Origin of the sequence: Mesorhizobium sp. RIZ17 (assembly GCF_051127865.1) — a bacterium.
Lineage (GTDB): Bacteria > Pseudomonadota > Alphaproteobacteria > Rhizobiales > Rhizobiaceae > Mesorhizobium > Mesorhizobium humile.
On record NZ_CP147861.1, the window covers coordinates 614,388 to 633,129 of the forward strand.

At 63.8% G+C, this 18,742-nt stretch carries 15 protein-coding genes; 13 read left to right on the forward strand and 2 right to left on the reverse strand.

Going from position 1 to position 18,742, the window contains the following annotated elements; translation table 11 throughout:
* The first annotated feature begins 111 nt into the window (after positions 1–111).
* From WDX12_RS03045 to WDX12_RS03095, 11 genes are all read left to right on the forward strand, one after another.
* On the forward strand, positions 112–1,950 hold the full coding sequence (locus WDX12_RS03045; RefSeq protein WP_320293128.1) for a M3 family oligoendopeptidase: 1,839 nt from the start codon (positions 112–114) through the stop codon (positions 1,948–1,950).
* 355 nt (positions 1,951–2,305) lie between these two features.
* Positions 2,306–3,001 carry a proton-conducting membrane transporter gene (locus tag WDX12_RS03050; RefSeq protein WP_434723876.1) on the forward strand — a complete coding sequence of 232 codons (696 nt, stop codon included), beginning with the start codon at positions 2,306–2,308 and terminating at the stop codon, positions 2,999–3,001.
* Between the two features lie 213 nt (positions 3,002–3,214).
* A complete protein-coding gene (locus tag WDX12_RS03055) occupies positions 3,215–4,360 on the forward strand; it encodes an aminodeoxychorismate synthase component I (protein WP_320293126.1) in 1,146 nt (381 codons plus the stop codon).
* Positions 4,309–4,971, forward strand: coding sequence for an aminotransferase class IV family protein (locus WDX12_RS03060; protein WP_434723877.1), 663 nt, complete (start codon positions 4,309–4,311; stop codon positions 4,969–4,971). The genes WDX12_RS03055 and WDX12_RS03060 overlap by 52 nt, the downstream gene beginning before the upstream one ends.
* A gap of 32 nt (positions 4,972–5,003) precedes the next feature.
* A complete protein-coding gene (locus WDX12_RS03065; RefSeq protein ID WP_434723878.1) occupies positions 5,004–5,939 on the forward strand; it encodes a heme-dependent oxidative N-demethylase family protein in 936 nt (311 codons plus the stop codon).
* Between the two features lie 131 nt (positions 5,940–6,070).
* Entirely contained in the window at positions 6,071–7,516 is a 1,446-nt protein-coding gene (locus WDX12_RS03070) for a homospermidine synthase (protein WP_434723879.1), read from the forward strand.
* 190 nt (positions 7,517–7,706) lie between these two features.
* Entirely contained in the window at positions 7,707–8,084 is a 378-nt protein-coding gene (locus tag WDX12_RS03075; RefSeq protein WP_320293122.1) for a hypothetical protein, read from the forward strand.
* 188 nt (positions 8,085–8,272) lie between these two features.
* Positions 8,273–10,348, forward strand: coding sequence for a 5'-nucleotidase C-terminal domain-containing protein (locus WDX12_RS03080; RefSeq protein WP_434723880.1), 2,076 nt, complete (start codon positions 8,273–8,275; stop codon positions 10,346–10,348).
* 146 nt (positions 10,349–10,494) lie between these two features.
* A complete protein-coding gene (gene hemH, locus WDX12_RS03085; RefSeq protein ID WP_434723881.1) occupies positions 10,495–11,559 on the forward strand; it encodes a ferrochelatase in 1,065 nt (354 codons plus the stop codon).
* A 238-nt stretch (positions 11,560–11,797) separates the two neighbouring features.
* Positions 11,798–12,748, forward strand: coding sequence for an SPFH domain-containing protein (locus WDX12_RS03090; RefSeq protein WP_320293119.1), 951 nt, complete (start codon positions 11,798–11,800; stop codon positions 12,746–12,748).
* 23 nt (positions 12,749–12,771) lie between these two features.
* Entirely contained in the window at positions 12,772–13,236 is a 465-nt protein-coding gene (locus WDX12_RS03095) for an NfeD family protein (protein WP_320293118.1), read from the forward strand.
* A 6-nt stretch (positions 13,237–13,242) separates the two neighbouring features.
* Here the strand turns inward: WDX12_RS03095 and WDX12_RS03100 are convergent, their stop codons facing one another.
* The gene (locus WDX12_RS03100; RefSeq protein ID WP_320293117.1) at positions 13,243–14,244 is read right to left on the reverse strand and encodes a KpsF/GutQ family sugar-phosphate isomerase; all 1,002 of its coding nucleotides are present in this window, start codon (positions 14,242–14,244) and stop codon (positions 13,243–13,245) included.
* 160 nt (positions 14,245–14,404) lie between these two features.
* Between WDX12_RS03100 and WDX12_RS03105 the strand changes: the two genes are divergently transcribed.
* Positions 14,405–16,207 (forward strand): outer membrane beta-barrel protein, encoded by a 1,803-nt coding sequence (locus tag WDX12_RS03105; RefSeq protein ID WP_434723882.1) that lies wholly within the window; start codon positions 14,405–14,407, stop codon positions 16,205–16,207.
* Positions 16,208–16,265: 58 nt separating this feature from the next.
* Here the strand turns inward: WDX12_RS03105 and galU are convergent, their stop codons facing one another.
* On the reverse strand, positions 16,266–17,171 hold the full coding sequence (gene galU, locus WDX12_RS03110) for a UTP--glucose-1-phosphate uridylyltransferase GalU (RefSeq protein WP_320293115.1): 906 nt from the start codon (positions 17,169–17,171) through the stop codon (positions 16,266–16,268).
* Between the two features lie 256 nt (positions 17,172–17,427).
* On the opposite strand from galU, the gene WDX12_RS03115 reads away from it, so the two are divergent.
* Complete coding sequence (locus WDX12_RS03115) at positions 17,428–18,648, forward strand: lytic murein transglycosylase (protein ID WP_434723883.1); 1,221 nt, start codon at positions 17,428–17,430, stop codon at positions 18,646–18,648.
* Positions 18,649–18,742: the final 94 nt, after the last annotated feature.

The following is an 18,742-nucleotide window of genomic DNA, read 5'->3' on the forward strand; positions in this document are numbered from 1 at the left end:
ACAGGGTTCTAAATAAGGTTTCAAAAAACCCGGTGAACGAATTCCTTAGGATTTGACCGGCTTCTCCTTTCCCTTTGATTCTGGCCCCTTGGTTCAAAGAAGGTATCGTTGATGCGCATGATGTTTGGTCGGCGGCTTGCGGCGCCAACGTCCGGCCAGGGCGCGGCGGGGCTTGGCGACCTGCCGGAGTGGAATCTCGCCGATCTCTATGCCGGCATGGAAGCGCCCGAGCTGAAGCGCGATATCGCCAGGGCGGCCAGCGACGCCATCGCCTTCGAGACCCGCTGGAAAGGCACCCTTGCCGCGGAAGCCGAGCGCGGCGCCGCCGGCCGGCTGGGCGAGGCGCTCGAGGCCTATGAGGCGCTCGAGGAACTGATCGGCCGCATCGTTTCGTATGCCGGCCTCGTCTATGCCGGCAACACCGCCGATCCGCAGCGCGCCAAGCTATATGGCGACGTCCAGGAAAAGATGACGGACGCCAGCGCGCATCTCCTGTTCTTCGCGCTCGAGCTCAACCTGATCGACGATGCGGCAATTGAGGGCGCTCTATCCGCCGACAAGGCGTTTGGCCACTACCGGCCCTGGGTGCTCGACCTCAGGAAGGACAAGCCCTACCAGCTCGAGGATCGCGTCGAGCAGCTGTTTCACGAAAAGTCGGTCACCGGGCGCGGCGCCTGGAACCGCCTGTTCGACGAGACGATGACCGACCTGCGCTTCGAGATCGACGGCGAGGAGCTGACGCTCGAGCCGGCGCTGAACCGGCTGCAGGATTCGAATGGCGAGGTGCGCCGCCGCGCCTCCGAGGCGCTGGCCGCCACGTTCCGCAAGAACCTGCGCACCTTCACGCTCATCACCAACACCTTAGCCAAGGACAAGGAAATCTCCGACCGCTGGCGCGGCTTCCAGGATATTGCCGACTCGCGCCACCTCGCCAACCGTGTCGAGCGCGACGTGGTCGACGCGCTGGCCGCGGCCGTGCGCGAGGCCTATCCGCGGCTGTCGCACCGCTATTACGCGATGAAGGCGCGCTGGCTCGGCATGGAGGTGATGAACCACTGGGACCGCAACGCGCCGCTGCCGGAAACGCCGCAGGCGGTGATCAGCTGGGACAACGCCAGGGACACGGTGCTCTCCGCCTACCAGCGCTTCTCGCCGGACATGGCCGAAATCGCCCGCGGCTTTTTCGACCGCAGATGGATCGACGCGCCGGTGCGGCCAGGCAAGTCGCCCGGCGCCTTCGCCCATCCGACGGTGCCGTCGGCGCATCCTTACGTGCTGCTCAACTACATGGGCAAACCGCGCGATGTGATGACGCTGGCGCATGAACTCGGCCATGGCGTGCACCAGGTGCTGGCCGCCGGCCAGGGCGCGCTGATGGCCTCGACGCCGCTGACGCTGGCCGAAACCGCCTCCGTCTTCGGCGAGATGCTGACCTTCCGCTCGCTGCTCGAGCAGACCGGCGACAAGCGCGAGCGTAAGGCCATGCTCGCCCAGAAGGTCGAGGACATGATCAACACCGTCGTGCGCCAGATCGCCTTCTACGAGTTCGAGCGCAAGGTGCATGCCGAGCGCAAAAACGGCGAGCTGACCTCGGACAGGCTCGGCGAATTCTGGCTGGAGGTGCAGGCCGAGAGCCTGGGGCCGGCGATCAAGCTGCGCGAGGGATACGAGGTCTTCTGGACCTATATCCCGCATTTCATCCACTCACCCTTCTACGTCTATGCCTATGCCTTCGGCGATTGCCTGGTGAATTCGCTCTATGCCGTCTACCAGAATGCCGAGCGCGGATTTCAGGAGAAGTATTTCGAGATGCTGCGCGCAGGCGGCACGAAGCATCACTCCGAGCTTCTGGCGCCCTTCGGCCTCGACGCCACCGATCCCGCTTTCTGGCAGATCGGCCTTGGCATCATCGGTTCGCTTATCGACGAATTGGAAGCGCTCGATAGTTGACGACAACTACGGCGCAGGCATCGGCCGCAATAGTTTAGCCGGGATGCATATTAGCAAGGGTCTATTCTTGCCCTAAATAGCTGTTCTTGAATAACTCTCCGCGGCATTTTTCAACTGGCTTTCGACAAGCCATGTGATAGCGTCCGGCCTCAAGCTCAGCCGGACGCATAGCGAAGGCCAGAGATGGCCGGCCGCGACGCTACGGCGAATGCGATGATGGCCGTCGGCCCGGACAAGGCCGAACGCCGATGGCTCGATTGAAGCCGGCGGTTCCGCCGACCACGGAACCTTTGACGATCCTTGGCGTGGGCTCGCCTTTCCGGGCCTCGGCCGACAGATCGGACTGGAGAGGGAAATGACTTTCTTCTACATGCTCCTGGCGTTCGTTGTGGGTATCCTGGTTGGCTGGTTCATCTGGGGTCGCCTGCGCGGCGAGCTCGACAGTCTGCGTGGCGATCTCGACCGCACGCGAAGCGAGCGCGACAGGCTGCGTGCCGATGGCGATCGGTTGAAGGGCGAGCTCGATGCCTGCGGCCGTGCCCGCGCCGATCTCGAAAGCCGGCTGCGCGACGCGCCTTCCGCCAAAGCAGCCACGCCGGCGTCAGCGGCGTTGATGTCGACGCCGGCGACCGCGACATCGGCAGCGACAAAGGCAGTTCCAGCGAGGCCGGCCGCCGCAAGGAAGCCGGCGGCAGCGAAGACCGCGGCGGCGAAGCCGGCGGCCAAGTCCGCCGCGCCCAGGAAGGCGGCAGCGCCCGCGGCCAAGAAAGCCGCCGCGCCGCAGGCCGCGGCCGGCAAGGCCGACAATCTGCGCCGCCTCATCGGCATCGGCCCGGTCAACGAAAGACTGCTCAAGGGCCTGGGCGTCACCACCTATGCCCAGATCGCCGCCTGGACCGCCGCCGACGTCAAGCGCATTGAAGACGTGCTCAATTTCGACGGCCGCATCGCGCGCGAAAAGTGGATCGAACAGGCGAAATTGCTGGCCGCCGGCAACGAGGCCGAATTCGCCCGCCAGTTCCCGACGGCCGGAACCGCAAGCAACACCTGAGCAACCAGCCTGGTTGGCAGCAAGGCGGCGTCCTCATGGGCGCCGTCTTTGTTTTGGGCCAGCGACCTTTGCGCCGCCCGACGCCGCTCCCTCGATTGCGCCACGCCGGGCCCCCATATAGAGCGGTCGACTTGGAGCAATTTCAGGAAAAGTGTGTAGCGGTTTTCCGTTCGAAATTGCGCCAAACAAAGAGATTATCCGCATCCGAGGCTCATGTCCCTGCCCGCAGCCATTTTCCGCAACGACGCGACCGCTCGGCAGCTGGTCTTCGAGCGACCGCGCGAGATCATCGTCGCGCAGGACGCCGAAGGGTTCATGCCCGCGCTGGAAAGGGCGCAGGCCGCCTCGGACTCGGGCAAGTGGCTGGCAGGCTATTTCTCCTACGAAGCCGGTTACCTGCTCGAGCCGAAACTGGTGCCGTTGCTGCCCGACAGTCGCCGCGCGCCGCTGGTCTGCCTTGGCGTCTTCGACGCGCCTGTCGAGCAGGCGGTGCCGCAAAACGCGGGGGCTGCCAGCAACGGCCCGATCTTCGATGCAAGGGCAACATGGTCAGCCGAGGACTATGCCCGCCGCTTCGCGCGCCTTCACAACCACATCCGCAAGGGCGATTGCTACCAGGGCAACCTCACCTTCCCGGTCCGGGCGCATTGGTCCGGCGATCCGCTCGCCGCCTTCGACGCGCTGACCGAACGCCAGCCGGTCAAATATGGCGCGCTGGTCTCGCTCGGCGACCCGATCGTGCTCTCGCGCTCGCCCGAATTGTTCTTCGAGATCGATGACGACGGCATGATCGAAACGCACCCGATGAAGGGCACCGCGCCACGCGGCGCGACCAAGGCCGAGGATGCGCGGCTGAAGGCCTTCCTGCGCAACGACGAGAAGAACCAGGCCGAGAACCGGATGATCGTCGACCTTTTGCGCAACGATATCTCGCTGATCAGCGAAGTCGGCACGCTGGAGGTGCCGGAACTGTTCCGTATCGAAACTTATCCGACGGTGCACCAGATGGTGAGCCGTGTGCGGGCCCGGCTTTTGCCCGACATCGGCATCCGCCAGGTCTTCGCCGCGCTCTTCCCTTGCGGCTCGATCACCGGCGCGCCGAAAATCCGTGCCATGGAAATCCTGCATGAGCTGGAAGACGCCCCGCGTGACGTCTATTGCGGCGCCATCGGCTGGATCGCGCCCGGCGGCAGGATGCGGTTTTCGGTAGCGATCCGCACCATCTCGCTCTTTGCCGACGGCGAGGCCGTCTACAATGTCGGCGGCGGCGTCGTCTTCGATTCGACCGCCGAGGAGGAGTATCGGGAGTGTCTGTTGAAAGCGCGCTTCGCGACGGGAACGGCGCCGGCTTCGAACTGATCGAGACCATGCGCTGGGAGCCTGGTTCCGGCTTCCTGCGCTTCGAGCGCCACCTTGCGAGGCTTTATGCCTCCGCCGCCGAACTCGGCTTCGCCTGCGATCCCGGGCGGATCGGCGAAGTGCTGTCGAGCACCGTTGGCGGGCACGGACTTGCATTGCGCGTGCGCCTTGCCTTGCAGCGCAATGGCGAAGCGACGGCTGCGGCTCAAGCCTACGAACCACTGCCGGCGGACAAGGTCTGGCGGCTTCAGCTGGCGCGCGTCCGGCTCGATTCCGGCGACACGCTGCTGCGCCACAAGACAAGCCGACGCCAGGTCTACACCCAGGCACGCGCTGAATATCTCGCAACCCGCGCCGACGAGGTGCTGCTGGCCAACGAGCGCGGCGAGCTCTGCGAGGGCACAATCACCAATCTCTTCGCCGATTTCGGCGACGGCCCGCTCGCCACCCCCCGCCTCGACTGCGGCCTTTTGCCTGGAATATTGCGTGGCCAGCTTCTGGACGAAGGCCGCGCCGTGGAAGCGATTTACAGCTTCGACGATCTGAAGGCGGCGAAGGCGATCTTCGTCGGCAATTCGCTGCGCGGGCTGATCCCGGCCCAACTGGGCTGACACCTTGAGCGGTGCACTGATTGAAGCAAGGAATGACCATTCGCCAGCCGACCCACACGCCCTATGACGGATCCTCGAAACTCTTCGCCATCGGGCTGAAGCCGCTCGACTTCGATCGCTGGATCGAGGTCGATGAATTGCTGTTGCCGCATCTGGCCGAAAAGCAGCGGCTTTACAGGGAGATCCCGCAAAAGGTCTTTGTCGAGGAAGACGGCACACGCGGCGCTCAGCGCGAAGTGCTCGACCTGCTCGCCGCCCATCTCGAGGCCGCGCATTCCGGCATGCACCGCCGCGACGGAGCCGATGTCGGGCCGATCGGTTTCGAGGGGACGATCGACAGGCTGCCTCCTGCCCTGCGCGAGGCGCCGCTGGCACCGGCTTCGCTGCTCGTCCAGGAAGACCTGATCCTGATGCGCCGCGACGAGCGCGGCTGGCGGCTCGCCGCCGGCTCTCTCTGTTTCCCTTCGTCCTGGTCGCTGCAGGAAAAATTCGGCAAGCCGCTGCAGGAGATCCACGCACCGGTGCCTGGATTCGGACCCGGCACGCGGCCGGCCGAGCTCATCAACCGCATGTTCGACGGCCTGCAGGGCCAGGCGGTCGAGCGCTTCAACTGGTCGATCCAGGCGGATGACAGGCTCTATCATCCGCTCTCCAATGTCGAGCGCATCGACCGCGCCACCAACCGCCCGAGCCGCTTCCCCGACGGCGATGTCGACGCCCATGCCTTCATCCGCGTCGAGCGCCAGACGCTGCGCAAGCTGCCCGTTTCGCGCGACATCCTGTTCACCATCCGCATCCATCTCGATCCGCTCAAGGTGCTGGCACGGCATCCGGACCGGGCGACGCTGGCTGCATCCTTCGTGGAGCAGCTCAACGCGCTCGACCAAGCCCAGCTCGACTACAAGGGCCTGACCGCCGACCGCGACCGGCTGGTTGCATTCCTCGGCGGCATGGCCGGGACGGCTTAACCACGCCGCCAAGCCGGCTTGACCGGCGGTTGGCGCTTTTCGCTGGTTTATGACATTGATCTGTGGTGTAGCGCTTGCCCGTCGGGCGAAAAATGCCCGTTTTGCGCGTGTTTGAAGGAGTGTGCGAAAAAATGGCGAATGAAAACTGGCCCGTTTACGGTGAAATCACCGGTCCTGTCGTGATGATCGGCTTCGGCTCGATCGGGCGGGGAACGCTGCCGCTGATCGAGCGCCATTTCAAGTTCGACAAGTCACGCATGACGGTCGTCGACCCGCGCGACACCGACCGCAAGCTGCTCGACGAGCGCGGCATCACCTTCGTCCAGGACGCGGTGACCGAGAAGAATTACAAGAAGCTGCTGACGCCGCTTCTGACCAATGGCGGCGGCCAGGGCTTTTGCGTCAACCTGTCGGTCGACACCGGCTCGGTGGACCTGATGAAATTGTGCCGCAAGCTCGGCGTGCTCTACATCGACACCGTCGTCGAGCCGTGGCTTGGCTTCTATTTCGACGCCGAGGCCGACAATGCCAGCCGCACCAACTATGCGCTGCGCGAAGCGATGATCAAGGAAAAGCAGGACAAGCCCGGCGGCCCGACGGCGGTCTCCACCTGCGGCGCCAATCCCGGCATGGTCTCGTGGTTCGTCAAGAAGGCGCTGGTCAACCTCGCCACCGATCTCGGTCTCGAGTTTTCGGAGCCCGCGCAGGAAGACCGCGAGGCCTGGGCCAGGCTGATGAAGAAGGCCGGCGTCAAGGGCATCCATATCGCCGAGCGCGACACCCAGCGCACCAAGAAGCCGAAGCAGATGAACGTGTTCTGGAACACCTGGTCGGTCGAAGGCTTCATCTCGGAGGGCCTGCAGCCGGCCGAGTTGGGCTGGGGCACGCATGAAAACTGGATGCCGAAGAACGGCAGGAAGCACAAGCACGGCTCCAAGGCTGCGATCTATCTGGAGCAGCCCGGCGCCAATACGCGCGTGCGCAGCTGGTGCCCGACGCCCGGCGCGCAATACGGCCTCCTGGTGACGCATAACGAGGCGATCTCGATCGCCGACTTCTTCACCGTGCGCTCGAAGAAGGGCAAGCTTCAATACCGCCCGACCTGCCACTACGCCTACCATCCCTGCAACGACGCCTTGCTGTCGCTGGACGAGATGTTCGGCGCCGCCGGCAAGCCGCAGCCGGTCCACCACGTGCTCGATGAGAACGAGCTGGTCGACGGCGTCGACGAACTCGGCGTGCTGCTCTACGGCCATGACAAGAACGCCTACTGGTACGGCTCGCAGCTGTCGCTGGCCGAGGCGCGCAAGCTCGCCCCCTATCAGAACGCCACCGGCATGCAGGTCACCTCGGCGGTGCTCGCCGGCATGGTCTGGGCGCTGGAGAACCCGACGGCCGGCATCGTCGAGGCCGACGAGATGGACTATCGGCGCTGCCTCGAAGTGCAGTCGCCTTATCTCGGGCCGGTCAGGGGCTACTACACCGACTGGACTCCTCTGGATAATCGCCCGGGCCTGTTCCCGGAGGATCTGGACAAGGACGACCCGTGGCAGTTCCGCAACATTCTGGTCCGATAGCGGTTCGGCAGGCATGTCTCTGCGCCTTGCAATCGCCCGGAAATCGGGCGATTGAAGTGGTGCGGCCTAGAGCGACGTGCGTCCATCCGGACGCACAAAGTACGCTCTAGCACTTTGAATGAACGCATCGTGCTTTCCGAAAATCGGAAACTCGATTTTCGGGCCGGTGCGAGAGGAGAGGATTTTCAAAATGACCATTGCGCGCAAACTGCTTTCGGCAGGCGCCGCGGCAAGCCTTCTGGCTGCGGCCGCCTGCACTACCACCGGTCCCTCGGACCAGCCTTCTATGGGAGCGGCGCCGAAGGGCGTCGAGGGCAACTGGATCGACGCCAAGGGCACCGGCCTGTCGACCTTCGCGGCTGGCAGCTTCACCACCGTCGCCACCGATACCGGTCAGAAGCTGTCGGAAGGCAGCTACACCATGACTGGGGCGACCTCGGTCGAGATCCACGGCACCTCGCTGATCCGACAGACGCCGGTCAGCTTCAACTGCCTGATGGTCTCCACCAGCCAGCTCAACTGCACCAGCTCCAGCGGCCAGAACTTCGTTCTGACGCGCCGGGCTTGAGGCAGCCGATTCGATCGACAGGGACGGTGGCGCAAGCCGCCGTCCCTTTTTTGTGCCGGCAAACATCTCCCTGATTTGTGCTTGCATCGGCCGGAACCCGATGTGAACATGACCCGAGGCTGACTGTTATTTTCCAGTCAAGCGAAGGCATTAAGCACCTTTGAAGTCAGCTTATCCGGGAGACGAAGATGAAGAAGATTGCCGCGATCCTAGCCCTGTCCGCCTCGACGCTCGGCCTGTCGGCTGGTGTATCTTTTGCCGACTACACGCTGAACATCCTGCATTTCAACGATTGGCACAGCCGCATCGAAGGCAACAACAAATACGAGTCGACCTGTTCCGCCGACGAAGAGACCAAGGGCGAATGCATCGGTGGCGCCGGCCGGCTGATCACGGCGATCGCTGAGCAGCGCAAGAAGCTCGAAGGCCAGAACGTGCTGCTGCTCAATGCCGGCGACAGCTTCCAGGGATCGCTGTTCTACACCACCTACAAGGGTGCCGTGGAAGAGGAATTCCTCAATCAGATCAAGCCCGACGCGGTGACGCTCGGCAACCACGAATTCGACGACGGCGAGACGGCACTGGTGCCTTACCTCGACAAGGCGAAGTTCCCGATCGTCAGCGCCAATGTCATGCCCAACGACAAGTCCGGCGCCGCGGGCAAGATCAAGCCTTCGATCGTCGTCGAGGTCGGCGGCCAGAAGATCGGCATCGTCGGTGCCGTCACCAACGACACGCCGGAGCTCGCCTCGCCCGGCCCCAATATCGCCATCGCGGATGACGTCAAGTCGATCACGGCGGAGATCGAAAAGCTCAAGGCGCAGGGCGTCAACAAGATCATCGCGGTCACCCATATCGGCTACAGGCGCGAGCGCGACGTCATCGCCAAGATCCCGGGCATCGACGTGGTGGTCGGCGGCCACAGCCACACGCTCCTGTCGAACACCGATCCGAAGGCCGAGGGACCGTACCCGACGATGGTCGACAACCCCGACGGCCACAAGGTGCCGGTGGTGCAGGCGGCGTCCTATTCGAAATATCTCGGCGAGTTCAAGGTCGTGTTCGACGACAACGGCAACGTCAAGGAAGCCAGCGGCGCCCCGATCTATCTCGACAAGTCGATCACCCCCGATCCGGCCGTGCTTGCCCGCATCAAGGAACTCGGGGCGCCGATCGAGGCGTTGAAGAACAAGGAGGTGGCCGCGACCACCAAGCCGATCGACGGCAGCCGCGAGAATTGCCGCGCCCGCGAATGCGAGATGGGCAATCTCGTCTCCGACGCCATTCTCGACCGCACCAAGGGCCAGGGCGTCGAAATCGTCATCTCGAACGGCGGCGGCCTGCGCGCTTCGATCGACCAGGGCACGGTGACCATGGGCGAGGTGCTGACCGTGCTGCCCTTCCAGAACACGCTGGCCACCTTCAAGATCTCGGGCAAGGACCTTGTCGCCGGCCTCGAAAGCGGCCTCAGCCAGATCGAGGACGGCGCCGGCCGTTTCCCGCAGGTCGCCGGCATCAAATACTCCTTCGACAAGTCGGTCGCGCCCAATGCCGGCCGCGTCAAATCGGTCGAGGTGATGGAGAACGGCGCCTGGACGCCGATCAATCCCGACAAGCAGTACCTGGTCGCCACCAACAACTATGTCCGCCAGGGCGGCGACGGCTACAAGGTCTTCGCCGAGAAGGCGACGGACGCCTATGATTACGGTCCCGGCCTCGAGCAGGTGGTGGCCGACTATCTCGGCGCCCACCAGCCCTACACGCCGAAGCTCGACGGACGTATCACCGAGATCGCGGCGACGACCGCGGCGGCTGAGCCGGCAAAACCAGCCGAGGCGGCGCCTGCCGCGACAGCGCCCGCACCGGCAGCAGAACCGGCAAAGCCGGCTGAGGCCGCACCGGCAGCAAGCGAACCGGCAATGCCGGCTTTGCCTTCCGGTTCTAGCGACATCTCCGGCACGCCGCCGGCCGTTCCGGCTGAGACCGCGCCCGCGGCGCCGGCCGCCGAACCGGCAAAGCCCGCCGAAACCGCCCCGGCAGCTCCTGCAGCCGAGCCGGCCAAGCCGGCGCAGGCAACGCCGGCCGAAGCGAAACCGGCCGAGACCAGTCACACCATCGCCGCCGGCGATACCTATTGGGACCTGGCCAAGAAAGCCTATGGCGACGCCACCAAATGGAAGCTCATCTCCGAAGCCAACAAGGATTATAAGCCGCGTCGCCTGCCGCTCGGCGCGACGCTGACCATTCCGCCGGCCGCGAAGTAACCACATCGAGCCGGGGCCGTCACACCCGTCCGGGCAACCGGGCGGGTGTTCCTTTTTCGGGTCCTAACGGGATAAGGTGCGGCCAGACGCAGCATTGAAAACCGGCAGGGCATCGCTAGTTTCCGCGGCGCTACCGGAGACGATTGATGACGATTGCCAGCCCAACCAATGCCGATGCCGCGAAGACAATCGGTCCATTGCCCGCCGGCCACCCGGCCGTCAAACAGGGTAAAATTGGCGTCATGCTGATCAATCTCGGCACGCCGGACGGAATCGAGTTCGCGCCGATGTGGCGCTATCTCAGGGAATTCCTCTCCGACCCGCGCGTCATCGAGCTCAACAAGGCGATCTGGTACCCGATCCTCTACGGACTGGTGCTGACCACAAGGCCGAAGAAGTCCGGCGCCAACTACGCCCGTATCTGGAACCGGGAGATGAACGAGTCGCCGCTGCGCACCTTTACCCGCGCTCAAGGCGAGAAACTCGCCAAGGCGCTCACCGACCTGCCGAATGTCGTGGTCGACTGGGCGATGCGCTACGGCAACCCTTCGACGGCAAGTGTCGCACGCCGTCTGGTCGAGCAGGGGTGCGACCGCATCCTGTCCTTCCCGCTATATCCTCAATATTCGGCAACGACGACGGCGACCGCGAACGACCAACTGTTCCGCGCGCTTATGGAGATCAGAAACGCGCCAGCGATCCGCAGCGTGCCGCCTTACTACGATGAGCCGGTCTATATCGAAGCTCTCGCTCATTCGATCGAGCGGCATCTTGGCACGTTGGACTTCAAGCCTGAGGTTGTGATCGCATCCTATCACGGCATCCCAAAACCTTATTTCGAGAAGGGCGATCCCTACCATTGCCACTGCCTGAAGACGACCAGGCTGCTGCGGACAAGGCTCGGCTGGGACGAGAACAAGCTCATCACCACCTTCCAGTCGCGATTCGGCGCGCAGGAGTGGCTGCAGCCCTATACCGACGTCACCGTCGAGAAGCTGGCCAAGGACGGCGTGAAATCGATCGCCATCGTCAATCCGGGCTTTTCCGTCGACTGCATCGAGACGCTGGACGAGATCGGCCGCGAGGCGGCCGAAACCTTCCATCACGCCGGCGGCAAGAACTTCGCTCATATCCCCTGTCTGAACGACAGCGCGGAAGGCATGGCGGTGGTCGAGACGCTGGTGCGGCGCGAGCTTTCCGGCTGGGTGTGACGGGTTTCACCGGTTATGCATGTCGCCCAGAAGTGTGCAGCGGTTCTGGGACAACGACATGCATCAAGACAAAGAGATAAAGCGCGTCGACTGAGTCCGTTTCAGCGCGGCGCGCTTTAGCTCGAAACCGGTGCGCAAAACCCGCCGCTAACCAATATTAGCGATCACCTGATTGTAACGCCGCGGAAACACACTTAAGTGATTTCGTGAGGTCGCCGCCTTTTGAGGGAGAAACGAAATGGGCTTTAGCGGTTTCGATATTGCCATCATTGTTCTTGTCTTCCTGGTCATCATCCTTCTTTTCAAAGGCATCAAGACGGTGCCGCAAGGTTATAATTACACGGTGGAGCGCTTCGGCCGGTACACCAAGACGCTGACGCCTGGCCTGAACATCATCAACCCCATCTTCGAGCGCGTCGGCGCCAAGATGAACATGATGGAGCAGGTGCTCGATGTGCCGACGCAGGAGATCATCACCCGCGACAACGCCATCGTCGGTGTCGACGGCATCGCCTTCTATCAGATCCTCAATGCCGCGCAGGCCGCTTATCAGGTGGCCGGACTGCAGAACGCCATCCTCAACCTCACCATGACCAACATCCGTACCGTCATGGGCTCGATGGACCTCGATGAACTTCTCTCCAACCGCGACGCGATCAACGAGCGTTTGCTGCGCGTCGTCGACGAGGCGGCGCATCCCTGGGGCATCAAGATCACCCGCGTCGAGATCAAGGACATCAACCCGCCGGCCAACCTTATCGAATCGATGGGCCGGCAGATGACCGCCGAACGCAACAAGCGCGCCCAGATCCTGGCCGCCGAAGGCCTCAAGCAGTCGCAGATCCTCGAGGCCGAGGGCCGCAGGGAAGCAGCTTTCCGCGACGCCGAGGCGCGCGAGCGCTCCGCCGAAGCGGAGGCCAAGGCGACGCAGGTCGTGTCGGAAGCCATCGCCAAGGGCGACGTCCAGGCGCTCAACTACTTCATCGCCCAGAAATACACCGAGGCGCTGACCAGGATCGGCTCGGCTACGAACAGCAAGATCGTGCTAATGCCGCTGGAGGCCTCGTCGCTCATCGGCACGCTGGGTGGCATCGGCGAGATCGCCAAGGAAGTGTTCAAGAACGACGGCAGCACCGGCACGCAACGGCAGACGGCGCGCCCGCCGGTGGTTCGCCCGAACGACAACTGATGTCTGCGGCATAGGTGGGCATTATGATAGACCGTATCGTTTCCGAACTCGGCCCGTGGAACTGGATGGTTCTGGGCTTCGTGCTCCTGGTGATGGAGATCGTTGCGCCGGGCGTCTTCATGCTGTGGATCGGCATCGCCGCGCTCATCGTCGGCGCCGTGTCGCTGGCGATCTGGGACGCGGCTTTCTGGACCTGGCAGATCCAGGTCCTGGCCTTCCTGGTCTTGTCGCTGATCTCGGCTTTCGTCGGCAAGAAGCTGATGGCCGGCCGCCACGGCGATGTCGACCAGCCGCTGCTCAACCGGCGCGGCGCGCAGATGGTCGGCAAGCTGGCGACGCTGGCCGAACCGATCAAGAACGGCCGCGGCCGCATCAAGCTCGGCGACACGCTGTGGCGGGTCTCCGGCCCGGATCTTCCGGCCGGCACGCAAGTGCGGGTCGTCAGCGCCGCCGATACCGACCTGGAATTGACTGTAGAGGCCGTCTGATCTTTCTCAGGCTGCGCCGATGCGCAGCAAGTCATGCAGATGGACGAGCCCGACCGGGCGCCCGCTCTCAACCACCATCAGGCTGGTGATGGCGGAGGTGTTGATCGTCTGCAACGCCGTCGCCACCAGCGTGTTCGGACTTGCCGTCTTCGGCTTCTTGGTCATCACCTGATCGACGCTCATGGAAAGAAGGTCGCTGGCGATGTGGCGACGGATGTCGCCGTCGGTGATGATGCCGACCAGCGCGCCGTCGGTGCCGGTGATCGCCACGCAGCCAAAACCCTTTTGCGACAGCTCCAGGATCGCCTCGCGCATGCCGGTGCCCGACGGCACCAGTGGCAGCCTTTCGCCGACATGCATGATTTCGCGCAGTTGGGTCAGGTTGGCGCCGAGCTGCCCGCCCGGGTGGAAGGTGCGGAAATGGTCCGGCGTGAAGCCGCGCGCCTCGAGCAGCGCGATCGCCAGCGCATCGCCCATGACGAGTTGAAGCAGCGTCGACGTGGTCGGCGCCAGCCCGTGCGGACAAGCCTCCGGCACGGTCGGCAGCAGCAGCACCACGTCGGCGGCACGGGCCAGAGCGGAGGTTTCGCCGGAGGTGATGGCAATCAGCGGGATGGAAAAACGCCTGGAATAGGCGACGATGCCCATCAGTTCCTTGGTTTCCCCGGACCATGACATGGCGATGATGGCGTCGTCGCGGCCAATCATGCCGAGATCGCCGTGATTGGCCTCCGCCGAGTGGACGAAAAAGGCTGGCGTGCCGGTCGAGGCAAGCGTGGCGGCGATCTTGGAGCCTATATGGCCGCTCTTGCCGACGCCGGTGACGATGACGCGGCCCTCGATCCGAGAGATCAGGTCGATCGCGGCGGCAAAAGGCTCGGACAGCCCGTTCGCGAGCGCGGCGGCCAGGGCGGCCACACCGGCCTGCTCCGTCGCTATCGTTCTCAGCGCCGATTCGATCGCAGCCTGCCTGTCCGGCTGCTCTCTTTCTGGGGACCCCGCATGCATGGCGCAAGCGATTAGCGCTTTGCCGCGCCCCTGTCCAACAGAATTGCCGCGACCTGCCGTTCCGGGCGGCTCCAGGGCGGCCGTCTCAACCCTCCGTTAACCATCCGCATTTACGGTTCGGTAAGTATGGCGCAACCGCGCCGCGCAAGCAGTGGTGACGATGTCCGGGGGCCAGTCTGAAACGAAAATAGGTCGGAAGGGCATTGCCATTGCAGCACTGCTGCTGACGGCAAGCGCGCTTGCCTTGCTGCGTCCCGCGCCGGCATTTTCGCAGGAAACCGAGCTGCGCGGCGAGGTCTCCGAATCGGCCATACTCGCCGACCAGCAGCGCAAGGCCAGGCAATTGAGGGCGCAAGGGTCGCAGGATCAGAACGCGCCCGCGGCCGCTGCCGCCCAGGATACCACATCAACGAGCTACCAGCCGTCGAGCCCCGGCGCCGTTCCCGATGACGATCAGACGGCGGGCGCGACGGACAGCATCTTCGACCAGCCGCAGGCAACAGACGATCCATTGGCCGCCACGAAGAAGCCGGCAAAACCGCGACGACCCTCGACGGCGAGCCAGCGTGCTCAGGACGCCAAGGCCGGCACCAAGGCGAACACCAAGACCGCCGACAAGAAGAAGGCCAAGAAGAAGCCCGGCGATGCCACCGACGGCACGACCACCGCCACCATCGCCGCCACCGGCAATCAGCCTGATGCTGCAGCGGCCGACGATGACGGCAGCAACCGCCGCGCCGTCACCATCGACAGCGTCGACAAGCAGAAGCTCGACCCGGGCCAGGAGCGCACCGCATCCATCGAAGGCCAGAAGGTCAAGCCGGAGGACGATCCCTTTGCCGCGCCGGGCGTCAAGGTCGGCACCTTTGTCTTCCGGCCGACACTCGAGCAGGGCTTCACGGCGACCTCCAACGCGGATTCCAGCAGCGCCGGCAAATCGGCGGTTCTGTCCGAGACGGCGCTGCGCTTCACCGCGACCTCCGATTGGCGCGAGAATTCAGCCCTGATCACCGGCTATGGCCAGTTCCGCAACAGCGTCTCGGGCGAAAAGATCAACGATGCGCAGGGCCGTATCGAAGGTCAGCTCAATGTCGATCTCGACAACGAGCTGCGCGCCATCGCCAAACTCGGCTATGAAGCGGCACCCGAATCGGCCTCCTCTCCGGATGCGATCGCCGGCGTCACCTCGCAGCCGCTGCGCCAGACCGTGGACGGCAGCCTCGGTCTCGAAAAGAGCGTCGGCAAGATGCGTTACGCGCTGACCGGCGCGGTCTCGCACGATTTTTACGGTGACGCCGATCTTTCGGATGGCACCACGGTCTCGCAGAAGGATCGCGACAATACGCTCTACACCGCTACGCTCCGCACCGGTTACGAGATTTCGCCGGCGCTGACGCCCTTCACGGAAGTCGAGCTCGGCCGCAGGGTCTATGATCAGCGTCTCGACACCGACGATTTCGCCCGCTCCTCGAAGCGGCTCGGAGCGCGCGCCGGCGTCGAGCTCGATATGGGTGAGAAACTTTCGGGCGAATTCTCCGTCGGCTGGTTACGCGAGGCGATCGACGACAGCCGCCTCCCGGCAATCGCCGGGCCGTCCATCAATGCCGACCTCAAATGGTCGCCCGAGCGCGGCACCACGATCGGGCTCACCGGCAAGACCAATGTCGAGACGACCACAACTGCCGGCGAGAGCGGCGATATCCTCTACTCCGGCCGCCTGACCGGCGAGCGCCAGATCCGCGCCAATCTGACGATGAACTCGGCGCTGGGCCTCGACTGGCGCGATTACACCGGCTCCGACGGCCACGACATGATCCTGAGCGCCGAGGCCGGGCTGACCTGGTGGCTGAACCGCTATGCCGGGCTCACCACCAGGGTGAGGACGGAGAAGCTGACCAGCAACCTGCCTGGACGCGACTACACGGCCAACAGCGTCTATCTCGGCCTGAAGGTCCAGCGCTGACGCCTCGTCGTCAACTCCGAAGAATTGATGACGAAGCACGGTTGGCCTTGGCAGCAACCTAAGAAGCCGCGCCGCGGCGCTCCACCGGCCGCACTTCATCCAGCAGCGTGCGGATGACGCCGGCCATGCTCCCGTTCATGTCGCTGCGCCAGAGCGCGAAGGCGACATTGGCCTCGACGAAACCTTCCGGCGAGCCGCAATCGAAGGTGCGCCCCTTGTAGTGATAGCCGTAGAAGGGCTGCTTTTTCTGCAGCTTCAGCATCGCGTCGGTCAGCTGGATCTCGTTGCCGGCGCCGCGTTCCTGGCTTTCCAGGATGCCGAAGATTTCCGGTTGCAGGATGTAGCGGCCGTTGATGAAGAGGTTGGACGGCGCGGTGCCCTGCTTCGGCTTCTCCACCATTTGGGTGATGCGGAAGCCGTGATGTGTGTCCTCACCGCGGCCGACAATACCGTATTTATGCGCCTCCGCCGGGTCGCATTCCTGCACGGCGATGATGTTGTTGCCCGTCTCGGCATAGAGCTCGACCATGTCCTTCATGCAGCTCTTTTCCGACTGCATGATCATGTCCGGCAAAAGCAGTGCGAACGGCTCGTCGCCAACCAGCTCGCGGGCGCACCAGACGGCGTGGCCGAGGCCCATCGGCACCTGCTGGCGCGTGAAGCTGGTCTGTCCCGGCGCTGGCTGCAGCCGCTGCAGGCGGGCGAGCTGGTCGTCCTTGCCGCGCTGGGCGAGCGTGTCATAGAGCTCGAACTGGACGTCGAAATGGTCCTCGATGACCGCCTTGTTGCGCCCGGTCACGAAGATGAAATGCTCGATGCCGGCCTCGCGCGCCTCGTCGACGACATATTGGATGACCGGCCGGTCGACGACGGTCAGCATTTCCTTCGGGATGGCCTTGGTGGCCGGAAGGAACCGCGTGCCGAGGCCGGCGACCGGAAAAACTGCCTTGCGAACGCGCTTCATGCTGACACCCCTGCGTTTCGGCCAATTATCCGCTCGGCGACGCGCTCCGCAATCCCCCCCGAGATTTTCATGCCGGAATTCCATTTTCACGCTGGAATTCATTTTCACGCCGGAATGCTGGATTAACGAGCGAGCGGTGAACGTAGAACTAAAGCCCCGATCCCTTATTTTCGTTCCCGGCGGCACCTATGGTAAACTAAATACTAACCCGGTTCGGCGTTGAATGATCCTTCCTGATCTGACGAAGGAGGAAATGATGTCCGTTCGCAACACCGCAAGGCGCCTGACGGCACTGGCGACCGCCGCCGGCCTCACGCTGGCCTTGCTGATGCCTGCCGGACCCGCTTTCGCCGATGCCGGGTTCCGCCAGTGGGTCGCCGGCTTCCGCGCCACGGCGGTCGCGGGCGGTGTTTCGGGCGCCATCTACGACCAGGCTATGCGAGGCATCGAGCCCGACCCGGTCGTGCTGGAAAAGGCCCGTACCCAGCCGGAGTTCAGCGCGCCCGCCTGGGACTATTTCGACAACCGCGTGCATGACCAGTCGGCCGCCAACGGCCAGGCGATGGCGAAGAAATGGAAGCCGTGGCTCGATCGCATCGAGGCGCGGTTCGGTGTCGACCGCAACATCCTTCTGGCCATCTGGTCGATGGAAACGAACTATGGCGAGATCCTCAAGCGCGACGACATCATGCGCAACGTCATCCGTTCGCTTTCCACGCTGGCCTATGGCGACGCGAAGCGCTCGAAATATGCCCGCACCCAGTTGATCGCTGCCTTGAAGATCCTGCAGACCGGCGACATCGACGAGAGCCATCTGATGGGCTCTTGGGCCGGCGCCATGGGCCAGACCCAGTTCATTCCGACCAGCTATCAGCGCTATGCAGTCGACATGGACGGCAACGGCAAGCGTGATATCTGGAATTCGATCCCCGATGCGCTGGCGACGTCCGCCAATCTTCTCAAGAAGAACGGCTGGCAGGCTGGCAAGACCTGGGGCTATGAAGTGACCATACCAGCCGGCAAGCTGCCCGGCGGAGCAAAGACGATCGCCCAATGGCAGTCGCTCGGCGTCGCCAGGGCCAACGGCAAGCCGTTCAGGAACCTGACCGACAAGGCGACGCTGAAAGTGCCGGACGGCCGGGGCGGCCCAGCCTTCCTGATGATCAGGAATTTCTCGGTCATCAAGGCTTACAACAATGCCGACAAATACGCTTTGGCCGTCGGCCTTCTGGCCGACGAGATCGCCGGCGGCACCGGCCTGGTGCAGGACTGGCAACGGCCTTTCACCAAGCTCAGCTTCGAGGAGCGGCAGGAGCTGCAGAAGCGGCTTTCCGAGCACGGCTATTATGACGGCAAGTTCGACGGCAAGATCGGCGACGGCTCGAAAGCCGCGATCATGGCCTACCAGGCCAAGGTCGGCCTGAACCAGGATGGCTATCCGAGCATGGAAGTGCTCAAATGGCTCCGAAAAAAGTAGAATCCGCGGAAGCGTCAGGCGTCTGTTCAAAAACGGCACGGATGCTGTAGCGCTTCATACCTGCGCGTGGCGTTTGGGCCACGCGCCAAGGGAT